The following is a 22550-nucleotide window of genomic DNA, read 5'->3' as shown; positions in this document are numbered from 1 at the left end:
CTGGCACGGATCGGCGGCCCGGAAGCCGCCGAAGCGGGCTGGAGGCAGCTCAGTAGGAGCCACGCTGGGAGAACAGGGCTGGTACGGTCTTGAGGATGATTTCCGTGTCGGCGACCAGGGAAAACCGGGACAGATAGTCGGCATCGAGCCGCACCCGCTGGTCGTAGGACGTGTCGCTCCGGCCGCTGACCTGCCACAGGCCGGTCAGGCCCGGGCGGGCCGAAAGGTAAAGGCTGACGAGGGCCCCGTATCTTGTCAGCTCGTCGACGACCACGGGCCGCGGCCCGACAAGGCTCATCTCGCCCCGCAGGACATTGATGAGCTGCGGCAACTCATCGATGCTCGACCGGCGCAGCATCGTTCCGATGGCAGTGACCCGCGGATCGTCCTTGAGCTTCCGCGTGGCGTTCCATTCCTTCGCGATGTCCGGGTCGGACTGGAGGTAGGCGGTGAGCCGCTCGGCGGCATCGACGCGCATCGTGCGAAACTTCAGGCAACCGAAGGAGTTGCCGCGAAACCCCACTCGCTTATGCGAAAAGAAGATGGGGCCGCCATCCGACAGTTTGACCGCGATCGCGGTCAGCACGAACAGCGGAGCGAGCAGAATCAGCCCGGCCAGCGCCAGCAGGAAATCGACGGCACGCTTGGCCCGGCCGCCGTAAGGTCCGGTTTCGCTGACGTTGCGTCGTGATGGTGAGGCATCAGAAAAGTTGGCTGTGTTCGTCAGCAAAGAGGCGTGCGACGGATCGGACGGCATTGAGACCTCCAGAAGGCGATTGTGCGACGCACAATTCCGTTAACGCTTTGATAACGGGAACTAACGTCAGGTCAGGTCAGGAAGTCTGTGACCGAGGTCATAGGTGCAAAAAAATAATTGTGATAGCCGTAAAGAACAATCGCGCTAGTATGATGTGCATAGTGCCCTTGTGCGACGCACATCAAAGAATACCAGAAAAATGCACAACGATGGGTTGTGATTTATGACTAAATTCTACGTACATAAGAGGGTGTGCGAGCATTGTAAGCCGGTTCGTCTTCTTCATGAAGGGCGATGAAATGCACCCCGAGAAAATCCGATACAATAGCGCAGAATTGCTGCAGCGCGTCCCGTTTCTAGCTGATATAGAAACGGATGCCACGGAGCATTTCGTCAATCTTTCTACCGTTCGCGTCTTTGCCAAAGGGGCGGTTATCAGCTCCTCGGAGGATTCCACTGGCGGTATGGCGATACTCATTGAAGGAACGGCTTACACAACGTCATATCTCGCGGATGGGCGTGTGTTCATTATCGATGTCCTGTCACGGGGATCGCTTTTCGGTTGGAGTAATCTTTCCGAAACGAGAGCTGTGGCGATGGAAATGGTCGCCAAGACTCAATGTGCAGCTTTGCTTATCGATCGCCGAACGTTGCTTGAAGCCATGGATATCTGGCCCAAATTCCGGCAGGCGATGTGGGCGGAGGCGCTCGCAAAGATCGCCACTCTGAAGACCAAGGTCGTGTGCGGTGCAACACCGAGCCTGCCCGCACGCCTTGCATCCTGCCTGTTGCGGCTGTTGGCCCAGTCTGAACGAAGCGACGGCGAGGCCGGCGATACGGTCACGATATCCCAGCACGATCTCGCCTGCATGCTGCCCGCTTCCCGCGAAAAGGTGAATCGCTGCCTGCACAGCTGGGAGGAGAGGAAGCTTATCGAGCTTGGGATGGGGTGCATCACGGTCCTCAGGCGGGACGCGCTTGCATCCTTCGCTTTCTGCGATCCGGTTCCGAAGGGAACCGATACCACGACCCCGTCGAACTCCCATAGCGGTCCGACCGCTCTTGATTACCGCAACGGGTGCAATGGTGCAGCGTGGGCGGGCTGAGGGGCGTTCGCCGATCGAGACGGGCCGCGAACGGCCTTCCCTCCGCGTCGGTCCGGGATGTGGTGACGCCACTCTTCGCGCGGAAAGTGTCATGACACGGATGGACGCGATGGAGGGTGATGTCCTGCGGGACAAAGACCGGGAAGACCGACCGCTCGCCTATGCCAACGCCGGCAACGGGTGCGGGGGCGCGGCCAGTCGGGATATCGACCGTGTCGTCATTCTCAACGACGTCTCGACAGCCAAGGGCGGGGCGACCGACCTCGCACTCCTGTCAGCCAGGATGATCCGAAGACGCGGGTTTCCCGTCACCTTCATCTCGGGCGGTGAGACAGATCACGGCGAACTCGCCACGAGCGGCGTCGACCTGGTCGCGATGGGAGAGGCCCATATCCTCGACCAGGGCCTGAGGGCAGCGGTGAGCGGCATTCACAATGGCGCAGTTGCAAGCTTCGTCGCAGAGTGGATCCGGGCCAACGACACGCCGGGCACTGTCTATCACGTCCATGGTTGGTCGAAGATCCTCTCACCGACGCTGTTTCGTGCACTGGCCCCGGTGTCCGGGCGCATGATCGTCCATGCCCACGACTTCTTCCTCGCCTGCCCGAACGGCGCGTATCATGACTATCAAGCCGGCGAGGTCTGCGAGCGCGAGCCGCTTGGTCTGTCGTGCATGCGCACCCATTGCGACAAGCGGAGTTATGCCCAAAAGCTCTGGCGCAGCGCCCGATCGCTGTCCCTCGCATCGAGTTTTCCCAAGCAGGCCGCACATCGCATCCTGATGCTGCATGAAGGCATGCAGCCCTTTCTGGAGCGGGCCGGCTATCCGGGGAGCGCGCTGCATACGGTGCGTAACCCAGTCCGGCCTTTCACCTCGGAGCGGGTCCGGTCGGAGGCGAACGTGACGTTTCTCTTCGTCGGCCGCCTGGTGACGGAAAAAGGAGTGGAAGCGTTTTTGGCCGCGGCCGACGCCTTGAACCTCGAAGCAATCGTCGTCGGCGACGGACCGCTGCGGCAGATGCTGGAACAGCGCCACCCGTCGGCGAAATTCACCGGGTGGCTTGCGCGCGAGGATATCGCGGCCATGGCCACCAAAGCGCGCGCACTGGTCATGCCGACACAATATGCCGAACCCTTCGGCCTGGTGGCGGCCGAGGCCTCGTTCAGCGGTCTTCCCGTCATCCTGTCCGATCGCGCTCTGCTTGCGGCCGATGTGGACGCGGCCGGGATCGGGTTTTCCTATCGCGGCGACGATCCCACGTCTCTGGAACAGGCTATGGCAAGCTTCGCGGCGCTCTCCAAAGCGGAGACGAAGGCGATGAGCCTGCGGGCTTTCGCGCGCGCCGGGCATATCGCTCAGTCGCCCGATGCCTGGTGCGACGCGCTTCTGGGACATTACCGAGAGGTGCTTGCAACGATGCCGGCGGACGGGCTGCGGCCATGACGTTGAACGCCCTCGACGAAAACACGCTGACTCTCTCCTCCGCAGCCGTGGCCCGCGAAAGCGAGGCGTCGGTCGCGGGGCGGAGCATCCGCCTGTTCAATGTCAAATACAGTCCGAATCTGGGGGACGGCGTCCTGTCGGAGTGCCTGGAGGAGGCCTTGGCCCAGGAGCTGGGCAGCGCTGATGTCGCGTCGATCGATCTGGCCGGGCGAGAGGCCTATGGCGGGTCCGGCGCCGGGCGTCATCTGGCCTTGTCCGTTCTGAACAACCTCCCGCAATCGGTCCGCCGGGCCGCCATACGTCTGCCGCTGGTGCTGCAGTCGCGGCGCAAATGGCGACCGCACTACAGGACCGGGGTCAAGCCGTGCGATGCGGTGGTCATCGGCGGCGGCAATCTTCTCGCCGATCTCGACCTCAACTTTCCCACGAAGCTCGCCCTGGCGCTGGACGAGGCGGCCCGCCGCGATCTGCCCGTCGCCTTTTACGGCGTTGGCTGCGCCGCCCGCTGGTCGGACACCGGCCGGCAAATGCTGGCGAGAATGCTGGCGCGTACCGATCTGAAGGCAGTGTTCGTCCGCGACGACGCTTCAAGGATCAACTGGAACCGTCTGTTCGGTCATGCCCTGCATGTTCCCGCCGAACTGGTCCGAGATCCGGGTCTTCTCGCCAGCGAGACCTATCGTGCCGCGCGGCCCATATCCGTCGGGCGCCGGGTAGGTCTCGGCATCATGAGCGATACGGCAGTGCGCTACCATTCCGATGTGGTGCTGCGGCCCGGCGAACTGGCCGATTGGTACGTCGCCGTCGCCTCTGCCCTGTGTCAGGACGGCGCCAGTGTCGTCGCCTTTACCAATGGCAGCCCCGAGGACAAGGCAATGCTGGCGGCAATCGCCGAGCGCCTCGAAGCGGCCGCCCCATCGGTCGCTTTCGTCGAGCCGCGCACGCCGGCCGAACTCTGCGAGACCATCGCGGGGCTCGACCGGCTGATCGCCTTCCGAATGCATGCGATCATCGTCGCCTATTCCTACGGGGTCCCGGCGCTGGCCCTGCGCTGGGACCCGAAGCTCGACGCGTTCATGGCGTCGGTCGGCCTGTCGGAACAGGTTGTGGCTATCGGTGAAGCTGCTCCCGACGGAATTCCGCGCCGGCTCGATGCAGCAGCGGCGGTCTTTCCCTCGGAACGGCGCCGAGCGCGCATCCTCGCTGAAACGCGCGCAGGCATCGGACGGCTTGCCACCGCTCTGGAGGTATAAAGCGATGAATGTTCGCGCGTCTCCGCCGGTGCAACCGGCAGCATTTTCCCTTTCCGCTGGGCGGATCCCCAGCCCGCGGATCGCCCGCCGCGATCGTCCGGCCAGGGTCGCGATCATTCATTACTGGCTCGTCGGCATGCGTGGCGGGGAGAAGGTGGTCGAAAACCTCTGCGAGATGTTTCCCGAGGCCGACATCTTCACGCTGGTCTGCGATCGCGAGAAGCTATCCCCGATGCTGCGCGAACGCCGGATCGTGACATCCTTTCTCCAGCGCATCCCGGGAGCGAGGCGCCACTACCAGAAGCTGCTTCCGCTGATGCCCTTCGCGATCGAGGAGTTCGATCTGCAGGAATACGATCTGGTGATCTCCAGCGAATCGGGACCCGCCAAGGGTGTCGTGACCCGGCCGGATGCACTGCATCTGTGCTACTGCCATTCGCCGATGCGCTATATCTGGGACCACTATCACGTCTACCGAAACAACCTGAACGCTGCCGGGCGGCTGGCTATGTCGGTGACCTCGCCGATGTTGCGGATGTGGGACGTCACCACATCTGCACGGGTCGACCATTTCATCGCCAACTCCGCCCATGTCGCGCGACGCATCTCCCGTTACTACAACCGGCCGGCTGCGGTGGTGCATCCCCCTGTCGCCGTGGACGATTTCGCCATCGGCGAGCAGCGCGGCGACTTCTATCTCTATGCGGGCCAGCTGACGCACTACAAGCGCGTCGATCTGGCGGTGGAGGCCTGCACCCGTGCCCGCAAGCCTCTCGTGATCATCGGCGAGGGTGAGGCGACGAAACAGCTGAAGGCGATCGCCGGGCCGACGGTGCGGTTTCTCGGCTTCCAGCCCTTTGATGTCCTCAAGGATCATCTCTCGCGCTGCCGGGCGCTGCTGTTTCCCGGAGAGGAGGATTTCGGAATCCTGCCGGTCGAGGCGATGGCCTGCGGACGTCCGGTGATCGCCTACGCGTCCGGCGGCGCGCTGGAAACCGTGATTGACGATACCGTCGGGGTCCATTTCCAGGATCAGACCGTCGAGGCGGTGCTCGATGCCATAGGCGAGTTCGAGGCGCGGGAAGATACGTTCGAGCCCACTGTGATCAGGGCTCATGCCGAACAATTCTCCAGCAGCCGCTTTCGCAGCTCCATTGCAAGTGTGGTTGCCGAGAGCTGGCGCGTGGCGGGGCTAAGGCCCGAATCCCTGAATGCCGCGATTGATATCCCGTATCGCACTGATGCTATGCTGCCCTGCGCCTGAACTCAGACGAGCCCAAAGCGTCACGGCGTATGCTTCATCCCCCGGAACGCCCCCCTTACCTCTTGATACGCCGTATGCCGATCGGGCGATCTTGAACGCCGTTTGACAGGCGTTTTCTAGGAACTTGGCGGGGACATCAGTGTCCGTTGCCAAAAAACAACGTTGTAATCTACGCTAAAATCCACCTCGAAGTCCCGCAGACGGTCACCGGACCTTAGTCCAAACGATCTGGAGCGGAAGGTCGAAAGTATTATAGGACCAAATGCCCTAACGGTACGTAGGCCAGTTAGATATGTTCCCAAAAAGGGTCCGCTAGAGGGCATTCGCCTCAGGCGATACTCGAAACCGGAGCGAATCTATGTATACGCCAGCTAACGCCTCGAAAGCGCACTGCCGCGAAGCCGAGAAGGCACGCGAGAACCGTGCCGAGATCGTTATGGCGCTCAATCAAGAGCAGGTTACCCGTAGAGAACTCTTCAAATGGGGCCTCTTCACAACCGTCGGAACGCTAGCGCTGGTCAACGGCCTGAGTCCTTTTGCTCGTAGTGCGTTTGCCGACATTCCCACCGGCGCGCCGCGGAGCCCGCTGTTCGGTGCAAGAAAGTTCACGACGGAATTGCATCGCTGCCAGTTGCAGACGCCGATCCCCCTTAAGCGGAAGGTGGCAAACAATGGTGAATCAAGAGCCAAATTCCCGAACGAGCTAGGCGAGTTGCCGGGACGCCGAAAATCCTACCACACTCAGTTCTCGAAGAATCCGGAGAATGACCGCTTCCGTAATCCGCTTACTGGCAGGGGCCCGATCGAAGGTCGTCCGCCGGGTGAAATCTTTGCGCATCAGCGCTGGGAAGAATACTTCCCCAAGGTCGGCTACCTCTTGTCGCTCGGCCAATGCGCCGGCGATACCTACATGCACGAGAGCTTTCCGTACCAAAACCCAGACAGCTTCTGGTGCTACGGCTCAGGTCGAAACGCGGTTGGGAGTATGCCGCCGTTCTTGATCAAGGCACGGTATGGTGAGCCGATGCTGACTCGGGTTTACAACAACTTGCCGATAGACCGAGCGCAGAATGCCGGCTTTGGCCGCAATGAGACACAGCTCCATTTCCACAACGCTCACAACGGCGCCGAGAGCGATGGTGCTGCAAATGTCCATCATTTCCCGGGTACATTCTATGACTATCGGTGGAGCACGACACTTGCCCGTGCCGACAAAACCAACACGGATGCTTCCGACCGGCGGGCTTCGGGGCCCGATGGCAATGGCGGCCTCAATCTTGTTCCGGGTGATTTCCGTGAAATTCAAGGGTCTATGTGGGCGCACGATCACAGGTTCTTCTTCACAGCAGAAAACTGTTACAAGGGAAATTTCGGAGCGATCAACTATTACAGCGGTCCTGACCGTGGCAATGAAGAGCTGGACGATGGCGTCAACTTAAGACTGCCTAGCGGATCCCTGCTCGACTGGGGCAATACGGATTTCGATGTCAATTTGGTGATTTGGGACTGTTGCTATGATGCCAGCGGGCAATTGTTCTTCGATATATTCGATACGGAAGGAATGCTGGGAGATATACCAGCAGTCAACGGGTCTTATGCGCCATTCTTCGAGGTTCTTCCGAGGAAATACCGCTTCCGCCTGTTAAACGCGAGTATGTCTCGCTTTTGGAAGATCGGGCTCGCTGACCAATTGGGGCGGGCGGTGCCTGTTCATTTTATTGCTAACGACGGAAACCTCGTCGTTTCTCCCCTCCAGATCCCGACCCTCGGGCCACAGGGGATGGGTGAACGCTTCGATATCATCGTCGACTTCTCACAATTCCGGAAGGGCGACAGAATATACCTAGTCAACCAGGCCCTGCATCGCGATGGCCGACGTATGAAGGAGGAGTTGCCCCTTAAGCAAGCGATTCGCGGCGACGACAAGGATCCTGTAGTCGGCGCGTTTATGGAGTTCCGAATTGTCAACAAAGTGGAGAGCGTCGACGTCCCGGGTGTGTTCCATAAGGCCAGCGATCCAGACAAAAGCCAGATTCCTCCATTGCTGACCGAACAGATTCCAATCGTCGCGCCGGTTCGGACGCGTCATGTGGAATTCAAGAAATCGGGGGGAGATTCCCGTGGCCCGGACGGCGAATGCATTCCTGACTGCCAGGAATACGCAACCTTCCCTTGGACAATTCGTGTTAACGGTGAAGATCATCACTCAATGAACGCCAACCGTATCTCGATGCTTATTCCTGAGCCGGGCGAAATCGAACACTGGACGTATGAAAACGGGGGAGGTGGCTGGGATCACCCGATCCATTTACACTTCGAGGAGGGAGTTACTATAAGTCGGGATGGCATGGAAATGCCAGACACTGAGCGTCTAGCACGAAAAGATGTGTGGCGCCTCGGCGAAGGCGGTAGTGTTACCTTTCAGGTCCAGTTCGGAGAGTTTGGCGGCTCGTACGTTAACCACTGCCACAATACGGTTCACGAAGATTTCGCCATGCTTGCACGTATCCAACTGCTGACGGGCGTCGCCGGGTCGCCGCAAACATCAATCACTCCGACGCCCAACCCAACGCCCGACGGCGTATTTTTTACAGACCCTGAGATATTACCCGAGGGGCTCCCCCGCGGCTGGAGCGACGAAACCGTTCGCTCCGCACAGCTGATGCCAACGGTCGGCGGTGATAGCGAGGATGATGATTGATCGTCTATAGAAGTCGATCTGCGTTACAGTATATTGAGGTCATTCTATGAATATGTTCTACGCAAGACTATTCATGATCGTGCTTAGCAGTGTGGTTGTTGCGGACGCATTTGAGGCAAAGGCCGCGTCATCCCGCTACAATGCCGACTACTTTACCAATCGCCTGGTCGTTACCCAGAACGGTAACGAGTTGCGGTTCTACGACGACCTCATCAAAAACCGTATCGTCGTCGTTAGTTTTATTTACACAAGTTGCCTTGATCTTTGTCCATTGACAACTGCACGTCTGGCGGAAGTGCAGCGGCGCCTTGTCGAACGGGGTCGAACGGAAGTTTCGTTCGTTTCTCTGAGCGTTGATCCTGAGCGGGATACGCCCGAGCGCCTCAAAGGTTTTGCGGAGGCTTTCGATATAGGGCCCGGTTGGACTTTCGTGACCGGCACGCCGGAAAACATGAAGGTCATCAATCATGCTTTGGGCGACAGAAGCCGTTCGCTGTCAGAACATCGCAATGAGGTTGTGCTCGGCAACGACCGGACCGGGGAATGGGCTAGAAACAGTACCTTCGGCGACCTGGAACGCCTAGTTGTCGATATCCTTGCAATGGATCCTGAATGGCGCCAGTCGGGCCAAGCACTTTCAGACCGATCAATGTCCCGAGAAGCGGTCGCCGGGCAGATTAGCGAACAACCGGGACAGGCACTCTACAAGAAGCTCTGTGCGGGCTGCCACACCATCGGCGCCGGTGATCGGGCGGGTCCGGATCTTCTTGGGACGACGGAGCGGCGTGAGCATGAGTGGTTGATTTCGTTTATCCGTAACCCGGCTCGGAAGCGCGCAAATGCCGACGCGGAGCTAGCAGCCCTTGTGGCGCGCTTTCCGGGAGTTCGCATGCCCACGCTAGGTCTGTCGCACAACGATGCTGCTGACCTCATTGCCTATATCGATGCGGTTGGTTCCAGGCTCTTCAAAGAGCGAGAACTCGAGGCGCTCCGCAATCCTTCCCACGATCACGGGAGGTCCCAGCCAGCAGCGCAGCAACACCACCACAACGGCGCAACCGAACACAGCGATCATGGTCGGGCCCGGCTTTCACATCACGACTGATCGCAATGAACGTCGAACCCAATAGTCGCTAATGCAAATGGGTGTTCCCGGTCGAAGGAGAGATGACATGGCGAGTTTTGCCTATCAGGCACTCACCTCCGCCGGCGATGTCGTCACTGGCACTCTTGAAGGTTCGACTAGAGCCGCGATAAGTATGGAGTTGGATCGCCAGTCGCTGCTGCCTATCGAAATCGCCGAAGGGGCGGAACGCCTTCAGCCGAATGGCTTTGGTATAACCAAGCTCTTTGCAAAACGACCCGACGCCGGCGATATTACCCGCGTTACCGAGGATTTATCGGCTCTCTTAATGGCCGGCGTGGCGTTGGATCGTGCCATCTTGATCATATCCCAAACGGCTACGAAGACGATCATTGCAGGTCTGCTGCGGGACTTGCATCAAGCGATATCAAGGGGGCAGAGCCTTGCCGAGGCGACTGGCGATCATCCCGCTGCTTTCCCTGCAAACTATGTCAAGATTGTTGAAGTCGCAGAAGCCGCCGGCACCCTGCCGGAGACACTGGCGGTGCTCGCTCACGAGCGGCAGCGCAACGAAGAGCTTCGGCGCCGGATCTCTTCGGCTCTGGCCTACCCCGGGTTCCTCGCCGCTGCCGCCTTCGGCGTACTGGCGTTTGTGCTGACGGTGGTCATCCCGGAGTTCGATCGCGCCCTATCAGGAAGTGCGTTAACCGATAGTCCGGCTGAAGCGATATTCCTGCTGTCCCGCACATTACGTGCCAATGGCATCGAGATCGCGATCGTGACTATTCTAGCGCTTTCAGTTGGCCTGTGGGGAGCTCGCAGGCAAGCGCTGAGAGCGCGCGGCTATGAACTCTTCTGCCGCCTTCCCGGACTGAAGAAGCTAGCGTCCGATGCGCGCACCGTAACGTTCTGCGCCAATCTTGGCTTGCTTACCCGCAGCAATGTCGACATCTCCTCTGCCCTTCGACTAATTCGTGACACAATGGACTTTGAACGCGATCGGCAATCAATCGACGCGGTATTGGCAGATGTTAGGCAAGGCCGCAGGCTGACCGATTCGCTGCAGTCCAGATCTTTGTTGCCAGCATATGCCGTCCATATGCTGCGCGTCGGAGAAGATTCCGGGTTAGGCGCTGCTGCGACGCGGACGGCGCTGTATTACGAAGGAAGGCTGGATCGCGGCATGACCCGTGCGGTCGCCATTCTCGGTCCGACCATTCTGTTGCTCGTTAGCTTCCTGATCGCGTGGATTATAATCTCGGTTATGACTGCGCTGCTTTCGATGAACGAGATAATCCTATGATCCCGCAATTTGCCGTTGCCCATCGCGGATTGGACAATACGACTCGCTCAAAACCGCGGGATCGCGATGGCGGATTTACTCTGGTCGAACTGTTGGTTGTCCTCGTCATCTTGAGCCTGGTGATGGGTCTAGTGGGGCCGCGTGTCCTGAACTATCTCGGAGATGCTCGTGCTAAGACCGCGCAGATGCAGATCGAATCGTTGTCGTCAGCGCTCGATCTCTTCTTTCTGGACGTCGGACGATATCCGACCGAACGGGAAGGACTGGCAGTCTTGGTCGAAAAAGGCAGCATACCAGGCTGGAACGGGCCCTACGTGCAGCAGTCGAAAGTCCCCATCGACCCGTGGGGGAAACCCTACCAGTACCAATCTACGGCGACCGGCATCGGATTCGAAATTCGCTCGCTAGGGCCGGATGGAAGTGGAGGCGGTGGTGGGGCGGTCGACATCACTAGCCGCTGACCCCTGCGGTGGCTTCAGTCTCCTGGAAGTCGTATTCGCGTTAGCGATCGCCTCCCTTATGGTAGTGGTTGCCCTGCCACATGCCCTTCCAATGAAAGGACTTGGCGATCTGCGGAGAGCGGCTTCTGGGATCGCAACTGTTCTGCTGATCGACCGGCATGGCGCGGCCAGAACAGGCACTTGGGTGGATACCGCGCTGGACCTTTCCTCCGGCGTAGTCAGCTCAGGCCTACAGCCCACAAGCATCCACGTCCCGGACGGCATCGTTCTGGAGTTGGGGCAGGCAGATCGCATGATCCGGGACGGAACTGCCGTCATTCGATTTGCGCCCGACGGACGGTCTTCGGGAGGTGTTCTGACCCTTAGGTGGCAGCAGGCCACAGCGCAGGTCATCATCAATCCACTGACATCGAGCGTCACCATCGACTTAGAGCGAGCGAGGAGGGGCCGATGACCACGCTCTTCGAGATGATCGTCGCAGTCGCTATACTCGCCGGTCTCGTCTCATTGACGCCACGAGCGATCGTATCGTCTCGCGCTGGTATTGAGCGGGTCGAAGACATCGTCCAGGCGCAGATCGTAGCGAAGGCGGTGCTGTCCGCAAGTCAGCAAAACACCTCGTTCCGAGCTGGCGTCCGCAGCGGAATGATGCATGGGATAAGATGGATAGCTGAAACACGTCTGTACAGGGAAGGGCGAGAACCTAGCGGGGATGACGAAGTTCACGAAGTCCAGAGTCTTCTCGCCATTCGGGTATCAGTCGAGGCGAGGCCCGGTCATGTGATCGTCCTTGAGGCGCTAAGTATTGGGGCTTTGCAGTAATGCGCCGGCGATCCGCCCACGATAGAGGCTTCGCGCTGATTGAAGCGATCTGCGTTCTGCTTTTATCTGCCTTGGTGATGGCGACGCTGTCGTTGGCTACCAGCGTGGTCGTTCGCCATTCGGAGGCCGCCCACACGAAGACCAACCAGATGGAGGTGCTTGCTGCGAGCATAACGGCGATGAAACGGGACGTCTCCGGCATTATCGCCGTCCGCGCTGGACCTGCGAAGGACAGCCCGCTGCTATTCAGCGGATCTCGGACGTCGATCAACTACGCTGTCGCCGCCGACGGCCAAGTGCCAGAGACAGTGGTATGGATCGAGAGCCACTATGAATCAGGTGTTGGCGCGTTGCTGCGGTGGGAGACACCGCTTGTTCCGGGTAAACCGACGCAGGCACGTGTGCATCGGAGCGAACCCGCGGTTCTTATGTCCGGGCCTTGGATCTTCGAGTTTGCCTATGCCCAAGGCGGTACCGACAAAGCGTTGCGGTGGAACAACCGATGGAACGGTCGGAGTGCGTTGCCCGCATTGCTTCGACTTGATGTCGTTGATGCTGAAACACGCGGTCTGGTGAGCAGCATGATCGCTCCCACGCATGTCGACGCCATCTTCGACTGCATCACTCCGGAAGGGGTGTGTCGCGGCGAGAAAAATCACCCACTGGATGGGGCCGAAGATGCGCGACGATGACGGATACATTACGCTCGCGGTGTTGGGATTTGCGGGGCTCATGTCGGCGGTTGTTATCGGCCTCATCCATCTGACCGGGCAGGGCGTTCAGAGAACGTCGATTGGTAGTCAGGCGCTGCAGATTGAATCCCTGCTTGATAGCGGTCTGACGGGCGCGGGATATCTCCTGTTTGTAGAAAATCTGAATCCTGAAGACCTAAATGCCACCGTTCTGTCTCTGGGCGAGGGATCTGTTTCAATTGCGGTCATCGACGAAGCTATCCGCGTCGATCTCAATAAGGCCACCCCTCCGCTGCTCAGCAGCCTCTTCGAAGCTGCGGGCGGTACATCGCTGGACCCGAAGGCTTTCGCAGAAAGGGTGATCGATTGGCGCGACGAGGATGACCTAAGTTCTATCTACGGTGCCGAGAAGTTCGACTATCGCGCCGCCGGTCGGGTCGGAATGCCCCCTAACCAGCCCTTCCGCTCCGTCGACGAGCTCCGCTTTCTGCACGGTTTGAACATACAGGATTTTCAGCGGCTCAGCCCCTTCCTAACCGTCTTCAGCCCAAGTTCACGCGTCCTTGAAAATGGCGCGTCGGCCACCGTCAGGGCCGCGCTTCGAAAGCCAACTGTGTCACTCACCGACGATAATTTGGTAGACGGTCGCGGACAAGCAAACGAGCCGTCCGGTGTGTTTCGGATTCGCCTGACGGCGCGTACTGCAGGCGGGTCGGTGGGGGTCTCCGAGGCGGTGATCGCACGGCGGACAGAAGCCTCTAGGCCATTTGCCGTGCTCTCGTGGTCACGGCTGCACGACGGTCCCGGAACCAGGGATGGCAAATCATGAGCTTGGCTTCACTGGCCGATGGCAAAGCGAAAATCACCCCGTCGGGCTTCCTGCAGGCCTGCGCGAGCTCGCTGTTGCGGCTTGTCGTTTCCAAGGCCGGGCATCCGTCGTTTCTTCTGGTTGAACGTGAAGGTCGGTTCGAATGCTTTCGTAGATGTCGCAATGGTCAACTGGCGTCGATCGGCAGCTGGGCGTTCGAGGAGGCCCCGTCCGGACGAACGGCGCGCGTACTACGGCGTCATGCTTTCGACCTGAGGCTCGACGCCGCGAACACAGTCACCACGTCAGTCTGTGTTCCGGCGGCCGGCCGGAAACACATTGCTTCGATCGTTCGTCACCAAGTGGAACGATTGACGCCTTGGGCGCCGGAGAAGGCTGTGTACGGGCACGTGATTTTGGAGAGCGACCCATCCGGCGATCCGAGCGAGCTGACGGTTCGTCTGACCGTGATGTCGCGAGCCATCTTCACCGCGCGAATGGCTCCCTTGATTGAAAGGGGCCTTCGGCCAGCGTTGATCGGGATCAGCGACGATCCCCTTGATTGTCCGAGTACCCTCGACCTGAGCCTCGGCGTGGAAACGCTACGAGTGACACGCGGGTGGTATGTTAAATTGACCGCAGCCGTTATGGCCGTCGCGGCGAGCATTGCGTTTGCTCATCTGGCTTGGAGCAACCAGCAGCGTCAAGCGCACTCCTCTATGATGGCCGAGAAAATTGATCATCTGCGTGGAGCTGTCAGTGGTATTGGAGATGTACCGAGGACAAAGGAATCCGTTGAAGTGCTTGCTCAAAAACGACGGAGTTGGCCATTGGTCCTGCTACTCGAGGATTTGTCCGTCGTACTGCCAGACAGCACATATTTGACCGACCTATCGGTAGACGATCGGACGCTTCGCATATCGGGTCTCTCAAGTGCGCCATCCGATCTGATTTCCATCCTCGACGGTTCCCGCTTGCTGGTGGACGTGCGGTTCTCTGCTCCGGTCACGCGGGATCGAGACGGGGGCCGGGATCGCTTCGAGATCGAAGCCACGATCATCGAGAGGAAGATGGAGTAATGGCCTTATTCGCAGCTCGATCCAAAATGCGCCGGTGGCCAACAGCAGCGGTAAGTTGTCTGGCTGCAGTCATGCTTGCCTTGGCCTTGGTTGAGTACCGTTCGTCAAGAGACATAGACGCGGCGCTCGCGGATCAGTCGGTCATCCTTGCGGATTTGCAGCAACAGGTTGCGTCCGCACGCATGTCCAAACTTGCCGAAGAGGCTGGGGAGCGGCCTGAGTTCTATATTGCCGGCGATACGGTTCCCATTGCGGGAGCGACCCTGCAGAATATCCTGACCCAGATCGTCGAAGAGCGCGGAGGAGCGTTATCGCAGGTCGAATTCATTCCAACGGTGGAGAATACGGCCCGCCGCGCAACGCTCAAGCTCTCGTTCTTCGCGAAGCTGGAGAATGTGCAGAACATTCTCTTCGACATTGAAAGCCGGCAGCCTCTGATGCTAATCAGCTCGCTATCGCTGCAAGCAGAGTCCACGGGACGTTCGCTTGAACATAGCGGTGACATGCTTCGGGCTGTGATGGCCGTCGATGGCTACCTTCGGCCGGAAGGTGGCTGAATGCGCTCTGTTGCCTGCCTGTTGGCACTCTTGTTCTGCCTTATCGAACCAATCTCGACGCTCGCTGCCGATGACGCAGGGGGAGGCGACGAGGTCGAACTGGGACTTCCGTTGGACGACACAAACCTTAGCGACCTAACGGAAACCCGGGTCCGCCCCTTGTTTGCGCCATCTCGGCGGCAGCCATTGCCTCCCGCCGCGCCGGTTTCCCGGCCCGTAACCGTTCGCCGAGCTGATCCGCCAGACACGCCACAGCTACCTAGTATCCATCTGCTCGGCGTTATCGCCATTCGGGGCGAACGGACAGCGCTAATTGCCGCCCCTGGGGTAGGAACCGTGCGCTTGAAGACCGGTGACGACTATCAAGGCTGGACAGTCATGATCCCTGACTCGAAAACCATCGGATTTCATATGGGAGGGCGAAGCCAGACATTCCGGCTCTTTGAGCCGAAGTAGGTGGTCAAGCCTGTTTGGTCAGATCGTCGCCCGCAGGACTTCTTCTACGGTAGTGACGCCATGCCGGTACTTTTCCATTCCGTCCTCTAGCATGGTTCGCATGCCGCGGATGCGGGCTTCGCTTGCCAACGTCTTTGCGTCGACATCGCTGCGGATGAGACTTTGCAGATCCTCGTCCAGCCGGATTACTTCGAAAAGCCCAACACGGCCCCTGAATCCGGTTCCGCCACACCAACTGCATCCCACCGAGACGTAGTATGTGTCTTCCGGCCGAGGCTGAAATCGACCAGCATCTGCCAGTGCCGATGCTGCGGCGGAACATTCCCTGCTGGGTCTGCGGCAGCGGGGGCAGAGTTGGCGTACCAGACGCTGGCCGACGACGCAACGCAAAGTGGACCGTAGTAGAAAAGCGTCGATGCCCAGGTCTGCAAGGCGGACCACTGCTTCCGCAGCATTGTTAGTATGTAACGTCGTCAGGAGCAGATGACCCGTGAGTGCCGCTTGAACGGCGATTTCAGCGGTCTCGTGATCACGCATTTCACCGACCATAAGTACGTCGGGATCGTGTCGCAAGAAGGAGCGGATTGCTGAGGCGAATGTATAGCCAATTGCTGGCCGGACCGGAGTCTGGACAAGACCGGGTATCTGGTATTCGATTGGATCTTCCACTGTAATGATCTTTCGATCAGACGTGTTCAGTGCTGAAAGGATCGAGGCGAGCGTGGTAGTCTTCCCGCTGCCGGTTGGACCCGCGACAATGATCAAGCCATGCGGTTCCCTAATCTGCGCATTCACTGTTGCAAGATCATCCCCTGCCATGCCTAGGGCGCTCAGATCCAAGAACTTCGCATCTCTGCTCAGCAACCGGATGACTGCCGTTTCTCCGTGGAGCCCGGCAACTGTGGCGACCCGGAGATCGACGTCGGCGCCGCTTACGCGAATACGTGTCCGACCGTCCTGCGGTAGCCGGCGTTCTGCGATGTCTAGCCCTGCCAGGATCTTTACACGTGAGATAACGGAGCGAGACTGCGCCGCGGGGAGAACGCCGTAGGACCGGAGGAGGCCGTCCACGCGGAGGCGGATCGCCAGACCGTCCTCCTGGGACTCGATGTGGATATCTGTCGCTGACAGCGTCATGGCTGCCTCGAAGATCTCGTCGACGGCTCGTACCACTGGAGCTCCGCTGGCGAGGTCTTGTAGCGTTTGCAGGTCGTCTTCGGATCTCGCATTCTTCGCTGTCAAACTCGCGGTTAGGGACACTGCTGCTCGTCCGGATGCGAAGGCTTGCTCGAAGAGCAGTTCTAACTCGTCGAATGCCGCGATGCGGAGTTCTGACTTGGCGCCGGTCGCCAATCTTGCCGATCGAATGGCTTCCGATTTGGTCGGATCTGCCACGGCAAGAAATGCTTCATCCTTCAACCGGTATGGAAAAACCCAGGACTCCCTCAGGAAACGCAGAGATAGATCCGCGAATAGTTCCTCCTCGTACTCGATCGATCCAAGCTCCGCTCTGGGCAAATTGTGCAACGCAGCTATTGCGTCAGCTAGCGCATCAGCGGACAGTATTCGCTGCTCCCAATAATCGCGATATGTGAGGTTCCCTTCGGATCCGAGCGTGAGCGTGTTTTCCTCGATTTGGCCGTTCCCTGTGGCAAAATCAGCACCAATCTTATCATTGTCGGCCATGGCTCGATTCCATTCGACATCTAGCGCCTCAGTCTTTAGAATTTATACGATGAAACCAAGCAGATAAAGCGCAGGTGGACGCCGAGAAGAGGTGTCATTTGCGAGGGCGGATAGCCAGAAGCACTGTATCGCAGGAGCAGTGCAAACCATGGCGCCGATGGGGGCGGGCTCGCCTTTAGGGAAGGGGAGATTATGCGCTCTGGAGTTTTTGCTGTAGTTCGTGTCGGAGCTCTACTAGTACTGGGAGGATGCGCAGGCCTCGACGGAATCATGCAGACGACTGATCGTTCCGGTATCTACGGTGCCGCCTTCGGGCCGGATTTTACCGCTAGGCAACCTCTGGCAGATTCGAACGGTGTTGCGCGGAGAGCGAATTCACAGGACATTGGGGGCGCTTTTTTTGGGCCTGGAGCCAGAAGCGGGCCTACTCTTCCTCTTGGTGTGTCGACCAGTTCAGACGGAGAAGTTAACTTAAATTTTCAAGGCGCTGAAGTTTCCGAGGTAGTTCAAGCCATTTTGGGGGACGCTTTGGGGGTCGGTTATACGCTAGACTCGGAAATCTCAGGCGAGGTGACGCTATCGACTGCAAGGCCCGTGCGGCGTGACGATCTTTTGGCGATCTTAGAAAGCGTGCTCATAAGCAACAATCTTGCGCTGGTCAAAGCTGGCGAGATTTATCGCATTACCAGCGATGCATCCACCGCCGCTCTTGCCGTGGACCGTGGGCAAGCTGATGCTGGCCACGGCCTTTCTATAATCCCTCTTAAGTATGTATCAGCACAAACCCTTACACGACTGATTGACGGTTTTGCAATTAGGCCAGGCTCCGTACGGGTCGAGAAGACACGCAATCTCCTTATCATCGCCGGAAACGGACAAGCGAGGCAGACGGCTGTTGAGACTGCGCTATCTTTCGATACTGACTGGATGCAGGATCAATCGGTTGCCATCTTGCCTTTGCGCGCCACCAAACCCGAGACAATCATCCCAGAGCTCACGAGGATATTTGGATCCCGGAGTGGCGAATCAAGCGAAGACGTAATCCAATTCATGGCTATGCCGCGCCTTAAGGCTATCCTCGCCGTTTCGCAAAGCCGTGGCCTCGTTGAGCGAGCGAAAACGTGGGTTGTTCGGCTTGATAAAGAGAACCCGGATCTAGATAGCAACGTTCACGTATATCGCGTTAAGTACCGTGATGCTCAGAAGCTATCGGAGTTACTAGCACGACTCTTTTCGTCAAATTCTGTTGGCCCGTCCTCCTCGTCGGTGGCGGACAGCGCACCATCGCAAGGTTCGGATCCTTCCGCGTTGGTGGAGGCTGCGTTCAGTGCGCCCCAGGCGAACGTAGCGACATCATTGTTTCTCGGGGATGCCAACAAATCGCTTGAAGGCGGGAATTCATTACGCATCGAGCCAGATCTCTCGAACAATTCACTGGTGATTTATGGTGACCGCGCCATTCGCGGAAAAGTTTTGCAGGCTCTTGCGCACATCGACGTGCCGCAGATGCAGGTAGCAGTGAATGTTACGATGGCGGAGGTGCGCCTCAATGATCAGTTGCGCCACGGGGTGCAGTACTTCATCAAGAGTGGGGATATCGGGCTTGGGCGGGACAAGGGTTCCGTTGGTCTGTTTCGTACTATTGCGGACGGTATTGCTCGTGAGGTGCCCGGCTTCAATTTCGTCGTGGGGTCCGAGAGTGCGCCTGATATCGTCCTCAATGCATTGGACGCGGTGACCGACGTCCGCGTTCTATCCTCGCCATCTCTTGTTGTGATGGAAAACGAGGTCGCGAAGTTCAGGGTGGGTGACCAAATCCCAATTGTAACCCGTACTGTGAATTCAGTTGAGGACGCAAATGCACCCGTAAGTAATGAGGTAGAGTATCGTGATACGGGTATCATAATGAACGTAAGACCTCGCATCGCCGAGAACGGTGTCGTTACAATGGTAATCGAGCAGGAAATATCTTCGGTGACTGCTAATGCTGGCTCGCTAACGCCGGTGATTTCCAACAGGAGCGTAGCCAGTACAATCTCGGTGGTCGATGGACAGACAGTGTTGTTAGGCGGGTTGATTAGCGAGCAAAGCGATTTAGGGCGGGATGGCATACCCGGCCTGAACCGGTTGAAGGTTGTCGGAAATCTGTTCGGTAGCAAGAGCCGAACGGATGCCCGAACGGAGCTTTTAATTCTAATTCGTCCCTCAGTTATTCGCGACGGGCGCGACGCTCAGAATGTAGCGGAAAGTTTGCGGGCGCAAATGTGGAATATGAGCGGGGGATCCATGAAGTAAAAGGTCACAGGGTGAGGATCGCAGTAGTCCTTTTGTTCGCCTGCTTAAGCGGCTTGGTTAGTAGTATAATTTTAGAGAACGCGGTTCGCGTGGCCGAAGCCATCATATTGGCTGTGTTTATGTGCCTAATTGCGGATGAGGATCGAAGGCATCTCCGGGTTCCCGCGTGGATAAATGGTGCTGCGGGATTCGTCGGGATGATCGTCGCAATAGAAATGTCCATTGCCGAAGGTCAGAGTGTTGCGGATGCGATCATTGCTTGCTTAGCATCGGCGATTGCGTGTGGCGCTTCGATGCTGGCTGTTCGGGAGTTCTTCCTTCGTGCGCGTGGAATAGATGGTCTCGGTCTCGGGGATGTAAAATTGAGTGCAACCGCAGGCATATGGCTCGGGTGGGAAATGTTTTGGTATGCCATTTTGCTATCGGCGATTTGCTGTTTCATCGCTGTCGCGATTGTTCAGTTGAGAACACAAGGTTGGGTACGCTCACGCAGGATACCCTTCGCCATGGCCCTCGCACCGTCGGTTTGGCTGTGCTGGATATTGTTGCAAATAACCGGTGGTATCGCAGTATAATATGAATGCCGGATTCCATAGGTTACAGAAAAGGAGGGTCGACGGTTTCGGCATTGAGCGGAATTAGGAAAGAGAAGTGAATTTTTAGCATCTGTTGACTCTTACTTGAGGCTCGGGAGTGAACGATTAAGTGTGCTCTTAAGCTTCATTCCATGCGGTTCATAGTAAGGAGAAACTAGGCCGTAGACTCATAATGGTTGGCACCAGATGCGGGGTGCGACGAGTTTCACTGCGGCGAGGTAGTTCGCCGGGTTCTTGTCGTAGCGCGTTGCGATGCCTCGGAAGTGCTTGATGCGGTTGAAGAAGCGCTCCACGGGGTTCCGCTGGCGATAGACCCAGGCGGAGAAGGCGAAGGTGCTCTTGCGGTTTGCCTTCGGCGGGATGTTTGCCCAGGCTTTGCGCTCTGCCGCCATGGCACGGATCGCGTTGCTGTCGTAGCAGTCGAGGACCGTGACGAGCGCCGGTCGATGATCGTTACGAGCTAGGTGCCAGTCGACCGTTGGTACGACATCATCGGCAATCCGACCATCGCCGATGCCATTCTCGATCGGCTCCTCCACAACGCCTATCGCATCGAATTGTCCGGCGAGAGCCTACGGAAACGAGCTCCACGGACGACGGCCGCAGCGACACCTTGACCGGAAACCTGACACCGACCCATCATCGAATTTGACCCAGGATCAGATCAGGAGGTGGCCGGCTTCAAATCGGAACGGCGGCCGGAATGAAATCGGAACAGGTGGTCGGCTTCATCTTGGAATGCATGGCCGGATTCGTCGGAATCCGCACCCTGAGCGATGATACTCTCGTCAGCCTGTCAGCAACGGCACACTCATCAGCCCGGTCTTGCCGGAAAGCGCCGTGCGAAGCCGTGAGCTACACCGCGCCCTGGGACGCGATCTTCTCGACCATCGCCGCCGGCACTGCACAGAAGTGATCACGTCAACCGTACGCCTGCGGTGAAGGCCGCCTTGCGGGAGAGATGTTTTCGGCCTGAGAACAGTGCGGATGGACAGGAATACGCACAGAGCCTTTGAGCGGCTTGAGATCGTCGAGATGGGTCGGCGTCGTCGCTGGAGCGACGAGGAGAAGCTGAAGATCGTCGTCGAGAGCATGGCGGCCCCGCGGCTCGTGTCGGCGACGGCACGTCGCTACGGGATATCGCGATCGCAACTGGCGACATGGCGGCGGACTTTTTGAGACGAGCCAGCCGGTCCGGATCCCGTGCCGACGTTCGTCCCCGCGGTGCTCGCACCGGCACCGGAGTTGCCGACGCAAGAGAGCGTGGCGACATCCTCTCGCATGGAGATCATCCTGACGGACGGTCGGCGGATCGTTGTCGACGCCGGTGTCGATCCCGAGGCTCTGGCGCGGGTCATCGCCGTTGTGGATCGGCGCCGATGATCCCGGTCCCGAGGGGGTATGGGTCTGGCTGGCGACGGGGCATGTCGACATGCGCAAGGGCTTTCCCCGCCTGTTGCTGCTGGTGCAGGAGACGCTGAAGCGTGATCCTGCGAGCGGCCGTCTCTTCGTCTTTCGTGGCCGGCGCGGGGACCTGATCAAGGTCATCTGGCATGACGGCCAGGGCGCCTGCCTGTTCGTGAAGAGGCTGGAGCGGGGCCGCTTCATCTGGCCGACGCCGGCGGATGGAGCAGTGACGATCTCGCCGGCGCAGTTCGGCTATCTGCTCGAGGGGATGGACTGGCGTCATCCGCAGAGAACCTGGCGCCCGAGCGCGGTGGGATAGAACAAACTCCCTGTGTTGCAGGAGTTCTATGGCAGAATCGGCTTTGCCACGAACTGCTTCGGGCCTTCCGCCATGGCCGCCGCGCCGGACGACATCCCCACCCTGAAGGCCGCCCTCGCGGCGGCCGAACGGCGTGCCGATCGGGCGGAAGCCGAAGTGGCCAACAGAAGGGCGAAGGCCTCGCACGCCGAAGCCCTGATCTCGCATCTGACGCTGGAGATCGAGAAGCTCAAGCGCGAGCTCTACGGGACGCGTTCCGAGAAGAAGGCGCGTCTCCTCGACCAGCTCGCGATGCAGCTCGAAGACGCGCAGGCTGTCATTCGGCGTGCAATTTTGGGTCTGACTCATATCTGATGCAGTTGAGGAGCGGACTGGCGATTCATGAAGGAGATCGCCATGTCGAACGCCATTTCGCTGTCATCGCTCATTCCGGCCGGGCTCTCGGTCGAGCAGTTTGAAG

21 protein-coding genes and 3 pseudogenes are annotated in these 22550 nt (G+C 58.8%); 21 read left to right on the top strand and 3 right to left on the bottom strand.

Annotation, left to right across the window (positions count from 1 at the left end):
* Positions 1-49: 49 nt before the first annotated feature.
* Positions 50-757 carry a sugar transferase gene (locus J3367_RS18175; protein WP_188077187.1) on the bottom strand — a complete coding sequence of 236 codons (708 nt, stop codon included), beginning with the start codon at positions 755-757 and terminating at the stop codon, positions 50-52.
* 284 nt (positions 758-1041) lie between these two features.
* Here J3367_RS18175 and J3367_RS18170 point away from each other — a divergent pair, with 284 nt between their 5' ends.
* The 14 genes from J3367_RS18170 (at position 1042) to gspM (ending at position 15331) form a co-directional block, all read left to right on the top strand.
* The gene (locus tag J3367_RS18170; RefSeq protein ID WP_421461962.1) at positions 1042-1863 is read left to right on the top strand and encodes a Crp/Fnr family transcriptional regulator; all 822 of its coding nucleotides are present in this window, start codon (positions 1042-1044) and stop codon (positions 1861-1863) included.
* 91 nt (positions 1864-1954) lie between these two features.
* Positions 1955-3307, top strand: a complete 1353-nt coding sequence (locus J3367_RS18165; RefSeq protein ID WP_421461960.1) for a glycosyltransferase family 4 protein — start codon at positions 1955-1957, stop codon at positions 3305-3307.
* A complete protein-coding gene (locus J3367_RS18160; RefSeq protein WP_421461959.1) occupies positions 3304-4560 on the top strand; it encodes a polysaccharide pyruvyl transferase family protein in 1257 nt (418 codons plus the stop codon). Before J3367_RS18165 ends, J3367_RS18160 begins: the two co-directional genes overlap by 4 nt.
* A 4-nt stretch (positions 4561-4564) precedes the next feature.
* On the top strand, positions 4565-5824 hold the full coding sequence (locus tag J3367_RS18155) for a glycosyltransferase (protein ID WP_421461958.1): 1260 nt from the start codon (positions 4565-4567) through the stop codon (positions 5822-5824).
* Between the two features lie 358 nt (positions 5825-6182).
* Positions 6183-8525, top strand: coding sequence for a multicopper oxidase family protein (locus tag J3367_RS18150; protein WP_421461956.1), 2343 nt, complete (start codon positions 6183-6185; stop codon positions 8523-8525).
* 46 nt (positions 8526-8571) lie between these two features.
* Positions 8572-9630: an SCO family protein gene (locus J3367_RS18145; protein WP_421461954.1), complete on the top strand. Its 1059-nt coding sequence runs from the start codon at positions 8572-8574 to the stop codon at positions 9628-9630.
* Between the two features lie 67 nt (positions 9631-9697).
* Positions 9698-10912 (top strand): type II secretion system F family protein, encoded by a 1215-nt coding sequence (locus J3367_RS18140; RefSeq protein ID WP_421461953.1) that lies wholly within the window; start codon positions 9698-9700, stop codon positions 10910-10912.
* Positions 10909-11373 carry a type II secretion system major pseudopilin GspG gene (gene gspG, locus J3367_RS18135; protein ID WP_421461951.1) on the top strand — a complete coding sequence of 155 codons (465 nt, stop codon included), beginning with the start codon at positions 10909-10911 and terminating at the stop codon, positions 11371-11373. The genes J3367_RS18140 and gspG overlap by 4 nt, the downstream gene beginning before the upstream one ends.
* The gene (locus tag J3367_RS18130) at positions 11327-11827 is read left to right on the top strand and encodes a prepilin-type N-terminal cleavage/methylation domain-containing protein (protein WP_421461949.1); all 501 of its coding nucleotides are present in this window, start codon (positions 11327-11329) and stop codon (positions 11825-11827) included. Before gspG ends, J3367_RS18130 begins: the two co-directional genes overlap by 47 nt.
* Positions 11824-12195 (top strand): type II secretion system protein, encoded by a 372-nt coding sequence (locus J3367_RS18125; protein WP_421461947.1) that lies wholly within the window; start codon positions 11824-11826, stop codon positions 12193-12195. The genes J3367_RS18130 and J3367_RS18125 overlap by 4 nt, the downstream gene beginning before the upstream one ends.
* A complete protein-coding gene (locus tag J3367_RS18120; protein WP_421461945.1) occupies positions 12195-12887 on the top strand; it encodes a PulJ/GspJ family protein in 693 nt (230 codons plus the stop codon). Before J3367_RS18125 ends, J3367_RS18120 begins: the two co-directional genes overlap by 1 nt.
* Entirely contained in the window at positions 12874-13716 is an 843-nt protein-coding gene (locus J3367_RS18115; RefSeq protein ID WP_421461944.1) for a general secretion pathway protein GspK, read from the top strand. The genes J3367_RS18120 and J3367_RS18115 overlap by 14 nt, the downstream gene beginning before the upstream one ends.
* Complete coding sequence (locus J3367_RS18110; protein ID WP_421461942.1) at positions 13713-14774, top strand: PilN domain-containing protein; 1062 nt, start codon at positions 13713-13715, stop codon at positions 14772-14774. Before J3367_RS18115 ends, J3367_RS18110 begins: the two co-directional genes overlap by 4 nt.
* Positions 14774-15331, top strand: coding sequence for a type II secretion system protein GspM (gspM, locus tag J3367_RS18105; protein ID WP_421461940.1), 558 nt, complete (start codon positions 14774-14776; stop codon positions 15329-15331). Before J3367_RS18110 ends, gspM begins: the two co-directional genes overlap by 1 nt.
* A 474-nt stretch (positions 15332-15805) precedes the next feature.
* Here the strand turns inward: gspM and J3367_RS18100 are convergent, their stop codons facing one another.
* Entirely contained in the window at positions 15806-17473 is a 1668-nt protein-coding gene (locus tag J3367_RS18100) for a GspE/PulE family protein (RefSeq protein WP_421461938.1), read from the bottom strand.
* Positions 17474-17743: 270 nt separating this feature from the next.
* Here J3367_RS18100 and gspD point away from each other — a divergent pair, with 270 nt between their 5' ends.
* Positions 17744-19768, top strand: coding sequence for a type II secretion system secretin GspD (gspD, locus tag J3367_RS18095; RefSeq protein ID WP_421461936.1), 2025 nt, complete (start codon positions 17744-17746; stop codon positions 19766-19768).
* A gap of 89 nt (positions 19769-19857) precedes the next feature.
* Positions 19858-20343 (top strand): prepilin peptidase, encoded by a 486-nt coding sequence (locus tag J3367_RS18090; protein ID WP_421461935.1) that lies wholly within the window; start codon positions 19858-19860, stop codon positions 20341-20343.
* Between the two features lie 188 nt (positions 20344-20531).
* Here the strand turns inward: J3367_RS18090 and J3367_RS18085 are convergent.
* A pseudogene (locus J3367_RS18085) lies at positions 20532-20780 on the bottom strand (IS5/IS1182 family transposase); the annotation flags it as partial.
* A gap of 3 nt (positions 20781-20783) precedes the next feature.
* Between J3367_RS18085 and J3367_RS18080 the strand changes: the two are divergent.
* The 5 genes and pseudogenes from J3367_RS18080 to J3367_RS18060 all read left to right on the top strand — a co-directional run.
* Positions 20784-20981: pseudogene (locus J3367_RS18080) on the top strand (ATP-binding protein); the annotation flags it as partial.
* Between the two features lie 86 nt (positions 20982-21067).
* Positions 21068-21280 carry a hypothetical protein gene (locus J3367_RS18075; RefSeq protein ID WP_421461933.1) on the top strand — a complete coding sequence of 71 codons (213 nt, stop codon included), beginning with the start codon at positions 21068-21070 and terminating at the stop codon, positions 21278-21280.
* 71 nt (positions 21281-21351) lie between these two features.
* A complete protein-coding gene (locus J3367_RS18070; protein WP_421461931.1) occupies positions 21352-21543 on the top strand; it encodes a transposase in 192 nt (63 codons plus the stop codon).
* A 136-nt stretch (positions 21544-21679) separates the two neighbouring features.
* On the top strand, positions 21680-22090 hold the full coding sequence (gene tnpB / locus J3367_RS18065) for an IS66 family insertion sequence element accessory protein TnpB (protein WP_421461929.1): 411 nt from the start codon (positions 21680-21682) through the stop codon (positions 22088-22090).
* A gap of 72 nt (positions 22091-22162) precedes the next feature.
* Positions 22163-22396, top strand: a pseudogene (locus J3367_RS18060) (IS66 family transposase); the annotation flags it as partial.
* Positions 22397-22550: the final 154 nt, after the last annotated feature.

This window comes from Aurantimonas sp. NFXS3 (assembly GCF_049132005.1).
GTDB classification, from domain to species: domain Bacteria; phylum Pseudomonadota; class Alphaproteobacteria; order Rhizobiales; family Rhizobiaceae; genus Aurantimonas; species Aurantimonas coralicida.
The sequence above is the reverse complement of the archived record's forward strand: the minus strand, read 5'-3'. Positions and strand labels throughout refer to the sequence as shown.

What these genes read in the sequence shown, in the direction of transcription:
- J3367_RS18150 (WP_421461956.1), top strand. Translation starts at nt 6,183, where the DNA reads ATGTATACGCCAGCTAACGCCTCGAAAGCGCACTGCCGCGAAGCCGAG.
- J3367_RS18160 (WP_421461959.1), top strand. Translation starts at nt 3,304, where the DNA reads ATGACGTTGAACGCCCTCGACGAAAACACGCTGACTCTCTCCTCCGCA.
- J3367_RS18130 (WP_421461949.1), top strand. Translation starts at nt 11,327, where the DNA reads ATGGAAGTGGAGGCGGTGGTGGGGCGGTCGACATCACTAGCCGCTGAC.
- J3367_RS18170 (WP_421461962.1), top strand. Translation starts at nt 1,042, where the DNA reads ATGAAGGGCGATGAAATGCACCCCGAGAAAATCCGATACAATAGCGCA.
- gspG (WP_421461951.1), top strand. Translation starts at nt 10,909, where the DNA reads ATGATCCCGCAATTTGCCGTTGCCCATCGCGGATTGGACAATACGACT.
- gspD (WP_421461936.1), top strand. Translation starts at nt 17,744, where the DNA reads ATGCAGACGACTGATCGTTCCGGTATCTACGGTGCCGCCTTCGGGCCG.
- J3367_RS18070 (WP_421461931.1), top strand. Translation starts at nt 21,352, where the DNA reads ATGGACAGGAATACGCACAGAGCCTTTGAGCGGCTTGAGATCGTCGAG.
- J3367_RS18175 (WP_188077187.1), bottom strand. Translation starts at nt 757, where the DNA reads ATGCCGTCCGATCCGTCGCACGCCTCTTTGCTGACGAACACAGCCAAC.
- J3367_RS18165 (WP_421461960.1), top strand. Translation starts at nt 1,955, where the DNA reads ATGACACGGATGGACGCGATGGAGGGTGATGTCCTGCGGGACAAAGAC.
- J3367_RS18140 (WP_421461953.1), top strand. Translation starts at nt 9,698, where the DNA reads ATGGCGAGTTTTGCCTATCAGGCACTCACCTCCGCCGGCGATGTCGTC.
- J3367_RS18100 (WP_421461938.1), bottom strand. Translation starts at nt 17,473, where the DNA reads ATGGCCGACAATGATAAGATTGGTGCTGATTTTGCCACAGGGAACGGC.
- gspM (WP_421461940.1), top strand. Translation starts at nt 14,774, where the DNA reads ATGGCCTTATTCGCAGCTCGATCCAAAATGCGCCGGTGGCCAACAGCA.
- J3367_RS18155 (WP_421461958.1), top strand. Translation starts at nt 4,565, where the DNA reads ATGAATGTTCGCGCGTCTCCGCCGGTGCAACCGGCAGCATTTTCCCTT.
- J3367_RS18145 (WP_421461954.1), top strand. Translation starts at nt 8,572, where the DNA reads ATGAATATGTTCTACGCAAGACTATTCATGATCGTGCTTAGCAGTGTG.
- J3367_RS18120 (WP_421461945.1), top strand. Translation starts at nt 12,195, where the DNA reads ATGCGCCGGCGATCCGCCCACGATAGAGGCTTCGCGCTGATTGAAGCG.
- J3367_RS18110 (WP_421461942.1), top strand. Translation starts at nt 13,713, where the DNA reads ATGAGCTTGGCTTCACTGGCCGATGGCAAAGCGAAAATCACCCCGTCG.
- J3367_RS18125 (WP_421461947.1), top strand. Translation starts at nt 11,824, where the DNA reads ATGACCACGCTCTTCGAGATGATCGTCGCAGTCGCTATACTCGCCGGT.
- J3367_RS18115 (WP_421461944.1), top strand. Translation starts at nt 12,874, where the DNA reads ATGCGCGACGATGACGGATACATTACGCTCGCGGTGTTGGGATTTGCG.
- J3367_RS18075 (WP_421461933.1), top strand. Translation starts at nt 21,068, where the DNA reads ATGAAATCGGAACAGGTGGTCGGCTTCATCTTGGAATGCATGGCCGGA.